This is a genomic window from Rathayibacter tanaceti, from assembly GCF_001634385.1.
GTDB classification, from domain to species: Bacteria; Actinomycetota; Actinomycetes; order Actinomycetales; family Microbacteriaceae; genus Rathayibacter; species Rathayibacter tanaceti.
Window position 1 is genome coordinate 1 of record NZ_LIIN01000165.1, and the last position, 4,716, is coordinate 4,716.

Sequence of the window (4,716 nt, forward strand, 5' to 3'; positions counted from 1 at the left end):
CCGCCGCCCGCCGCGTGCTGCGGCGCCTCATCGGGCACCTCGTGGTCGACGCGTCGGAGGCGCGCCTCGGCGCCGCCCTCGCGGCGCTCCGCGAGGACGGCGACCGCCTCAACCTGAACCTCCTCGGCGAGGCGGTGCTCGGCGAGCGCGAGGCGCGGCGCCGCCTCGAGGGCACCCGGAGCCTGCTGGAGCGCCCCGACGTCGACTACGTGAGCATCAAGGTCTCGAGCGTCGTGAGCCAGCTCTCGATGTGGGCGTTCGAGGAGGAGGTCGACCGCGTCGTCGAGCGCCTCACTCCGCTCTACCAGACCGCCGCGTCGAGTCCCGAGCCCACCTTCATCAACCTCGACATGGAGGAGTACCGCGATCTCGATCTCACGGTCACGGTGTTCCGACGTCTCCTCGAACAGCCGGGCATGCTCCAGCTCGAGGCGGGCATCGTCCTGCAGGCGTACCTGCCCGACTCCCTCCGCGTGCTCCACGAGCTGACCGAGTGGGCGACCGAGCGGCGAGCCCGCGGAGGAGCGCCGATCAAAGTGCGCGTGGTCAAGGGAGCCAACCTGGCGATGGAGCGCGTCGACGCGGCCCTGCACGACTGGCCGCTCGCGACCGTGGGCAGCAAGGCGGAGACCGATACGAACTACAAGCGGCTCCTCGACCGTGCGCTGCGGCCCGAGCACACCGACGCGGTGCGAATCGGTGTCGCCGGTCACAACCTCTTCGACCTCGCCTGGGCGTGGCTGACCGCGAACGACCGCGGCGTGGCCGAGGCGGTCGACATCGAGATGCTGCTCGGCATGGCGACGGGTCAGGCCCGCGCGGTCCGCGAGGACGTCGGACGCCTTCTTCTCTACACGCCCGTCGTGCATCCCCACGAGTTCGACGTCGCCATCTCCTACCTCATCCGCCGGCTGGAGGAGAACGCCAGTCCCGAGAACTTCCTCTCGGCGGTGTTCGAGCTCGACGACGAGGAGGTGCTGCAGCGGGAGCTCGGCCGGTTCCGCTCCTCCCTCGACGCCCTCGACGACGAGGCGCCCGGCTCCCGTCGCACGCAGGACCGACTCCGCGAGTGGTCCTCGGGCTCGGGTCGCCAACTGGTGCAGGAGCACGCCCGCGCGGGCGAGCGCGCGCAGGACCCGGCGGCGGCGGGACTGACCCAGGCGGTCCTCGGTCTCAGCCGCGGTTCCGGTGCGGCAGCGGCCACGACCGGCTTCCGCAACGAGCCCGACACCGATCCGGCACTCCCCGGCAACCGCCGCTGGGCGCGACTGATCATCGAGCGCATCGCCGGCTCCACCATCGGCACGAGCACGGCCGACGCGGCGCGAGTGAGCACCGAGGCCCAGCTGCAGGAGGTGCTGCGCACCGTCTCCGACCGCGCAGAGCGGTGGGGCGAGCGGCTCGGATACGACCGCGCGGCCGTGCTCGACCGCGCCGGGCTCGCGCTGGCCGCCAACCGCGACCGCCTGATCGAGGTGATGGCCTCCGAGACCGGCAAGACGATCGCCGAGGCCGATCCCGAGGTCTCCGAGGCGATCGACTTCGCGCACTACTACGCCACCCGTGCCCGTGAGCTCGACGTCGTCGGCGGCGCGACCTTCGTGCCCGAGCGGCTCACGGTCGTCGCGCCGCCGTGGAACTTCCCCGTCGCGATCCCCGCCGGCTCGATCCTCGCGGCGCTCGCCGCCGGCTCCGGAGTCGTGGTGAAGCCCGCCCCGCAGGCGCGCCGCTGCGCCGCCGTGCTCGTCGAGGCGCTCTGGGACGCGGGCGTACCGCAGGAGCTGCTCGCGCTGGTCGACCTCGATGAAGACGAGCTCGGCCGCGCGCTCATCAGCGACCCCCTCGTCGACCGGGTGCTGCTCACCGGGTCCTTCGAGACCGCGAGTCTGTTCCGCTCGTGGCGGCCCGACCTCGCTCTCCAGGCCGAGACCAGCGGCAAGAACGCGATCGTCGTCACTCCGCACGCCGATTACGACCTCGCGGTGGCCGACATCGTGCGCAGCGCCTTCGGCCACGCGGGGCAGAAGTGCTCCGCCGCCTCGCTGGTCATCCTCGTCGGATCGGTCGCACGATCCAAGCGCTTCCGGGCCCAGCTCGTCGATGCAGTCACCTCGCTCCGCGTCGGCTACCCCGACGACCCGACATCGGTGATGGGCCCGCTCATCGAGGAGCCGACCGGCAAGCTCCTGCACGCGCTGACCGCGCTCGGCGGCGGCGAGTCGTGGCTGGTCGAGCCGCGGCGCCTCGACGAGAGCGGTCGGCTCTGGTCGCCGGGCGTGCGCGACGGCGTCACCGAAGACAGCTACGTCCATCTCACCGAGTTCTTCGGGCCGGTGCTCGGGATCATGCACGCCGCGACTCTCGAGGACGCGATCCGCATGCAGAACGGCACCGACTACGGCCTCACCGCCGGCCTGCACTCGCTGCACCCCGATGAGCTCGCGCTGTGGATCGACTCCGTCGAAGCAGGCAACCTCTACATCAACCGCGGCATCACCGGCGCGATCGTGCGGCGCCAGCCGTTCGGCGGGTGGAAGCGCTCCTCCGTCGGCGGCGGAGCGAAAGCCGGCGGGCCGAACCACCTGATCGGCCTCGGCTCGTGGAAGCCATCGCCGGCCCGCAGTTCCTCGACGCTGCACCTGCGGGGCCTCGACGACCGCGCCCGCCAGTTCATCGAGGCGGCTCAGTCCTCGCTCCGGTTCGAGCAGTTCGACCTCCTGCGCCGCTCCGCGCTCTCGGACCAGCTCGCCTGGGCGACCGAGTTCGGCGTGGTCACCGACATCTCGAAGGTCGGAGTCGAGCGCAACCTGTTCCGCTATCTCCGGGTGCCGGTCGCTCTGCGCCTGGCCGACGGTGGCGACCTCGGCGAACTCCTCCGGGTGATCGCCGCGGGCCTGCTCACACGCTCGCGGATGGACATCTCGACATCCGTGCCGCTGCCTCCGCAGGTGCGGCAGATGCTCTCGGGCGACGAGCTCGCCGAGATGGCCGGCCTCGTCCCGCGCATCGTCGTCGAGACCGACGCCCACTGGCTCGAGCGGGCCGCGGCCGGCCGCATCACGGCCAACCGCATCCGGATCATCGGCGACATCGTCTCGGACCGCGTCGACGGTTACACCGGCGCCGAACCCTCATCCCAGCCCACTGAGCAACAGGCTGTCGTGCGGCGCTCCGCCGATACCGCCGGCTCCTTCACCGATGTGGTCGCCGGAGTGACACGAGGCAGCACGGGCGCTCCGGTGCCGCTGCAACGCGCCGACGGCTCCCGGGTGCCGCTCGCCACCGCGCTCGCCGAGGCGATCGGAGGCGCGCTCGACACGGTGATCTACGCCGACCCGGTCACGCCCGCCGGACGAGTGGAATTGCTGCCGTTCCTCCGCGAACAGGCGATCTCGATCACCAACCACCGCTTCGGCACCCCGATCGACCTGAGCGACGACGTGGTGTGACGCTCTGCTCGGGTCCCCGCCCCGCTCGCGCTGTCCTCGTGGCGGGGTGGCGGGTTCGAGGGGGCGGGGTGCGGTCGGCTACGGCGATCCACGGGAACCCGAATCGGCGGGTCGCCGTGGTGTCGAGTCGGGTGAGGGCCGGTTCCGGATCGCCCGGCACGGCGGACTGCGGTGAGCGGGGACTTACTTGTCGCGGCAACCACTGACTACACTCGGGGGATGAGCAGGCCCGAGACCCGCTGGCTGACGCCGGATCAGCTCGACGCGTGGCTGCGCTTCATCGCTGTCGTCGAGCTTCTCCCGGGTGCCCTCGACACGCAGCTCCAGCGCGACGCGGGGCTCACCCACTTCGAGTACCTCACCCTGGCGATGCTCTCGGAGGCTCCGGAGCGCGCTCTGCGGATGACGACGCTCGCCGCGCGCACCAACGCGACCCTCCCGCGGCTCTCGCACGTGGTGACGCGACTCGTGGCCCGCGGCTACCTGGAGCGGCGACCGTGCGCCTCCGACGGCCGCGCGACGAACGCCGTGCTCACCGAGGCGGGCCTGCAGAAGATCGTCGAGACGGCGCCCGGTCACGTCGCGACGGTTCTCGCCGACGTCATCGATCCCCTCGACGTCGAGCAGATCCCACAGCTGGCCGAGATCATGGCCCGCATGCTGACCCGCCTCGACCCGGAGGGCCGGATGACGGTCGACGCGGTGCGCTCCTCGCTCGGCGATCCCGACACCCGGGACTGCTGAGGGCTCAGGCGGTGGCCGGCGCCGGTACGACCATCGGCCGCGCGCCGCGTGAGAGTCCGTGCCATCCTCGTGCTGTGCAGTTCACAACGACCCTCTTCGCGATCGGCAGCAACACCGGCATCGAGGTGCCGCCCGAGGTCCTGGAGGCTCTCGGCGGAGGCAAGCGGCCGGCCGTCGCCGTCACGGTCAACGGCTACCGCTTCACCAGCACGGTCGGCGCGAGGGAGGGGCGGGCCCTGATCCCCTTCTCGGCCGACAAGCGCCGCGAGACCGGGCTCGCCGGGGGCGACGCGATCGAGGTCGAGCTCGAGCTCGACGCCACTCCCCGCCTCGTCGTCGTGCCCGATGATCTGGCATCGGCACTGGCGGAGGCGGGCGCGGTGGAGCGATTCGCGGCGCTCTCGCCGAGTGCGCGCAAGGCCCACGTCGGAGCGGTCGAGGGAGCGAAGGCGGCCGAGACCCGGGCGCGCCGGGTCGCCTCCGTGGTCGCCGCGCTCTCGACCTGACCCGCGCCGGCCGGCCC

General features: G+C 72.1%; 3 protein-coding genes. All 3 read left to right on the forward strand.

Features of this window, described 5'->3' with window-relative positions; all coding sequences use genetic code 11:
- A partial coding sequence (locus ACH61_RS13985; RefSeq protein WP_068213139.1) for a bifunctional proline dehydrogenase/L-glutamate gamma-semialdehyde dehydrogenase occupies positions 1-3,449 on the forward strand: 3,449 nt, incomplete at its 5' end.
- 219 nt (positions 3,450-3,668) lie between these two features.
- Positions 3,669-4,193, forward strand: coding sequence for a MarR family winged helix-turn-helix transcriptional regulator (locus ACH61_RS13990; RefSeq protein ID WP_068213143.1), 525 nt, complete (start codon positions 3,669-3,671; stop codon positions 4,191-4,193).
- Positions 4,194-4,267: 74 nt separating this feature from the next.
- Positions 4,268-4,699 carry a YdeI/OmpD-associated family protein gene (locus ACH61_RS13995; protein WP_068213146.1) on the forward strand — a complete coding sequence of 144 codons (432 nt, stop codon included), beginning with the start codon at positions 4,268-4,270 and terminating at the stop codon, positions 4,697-4,699.
- Positions 4,700-4,716 lie beyond the last annotated feature (17 nt).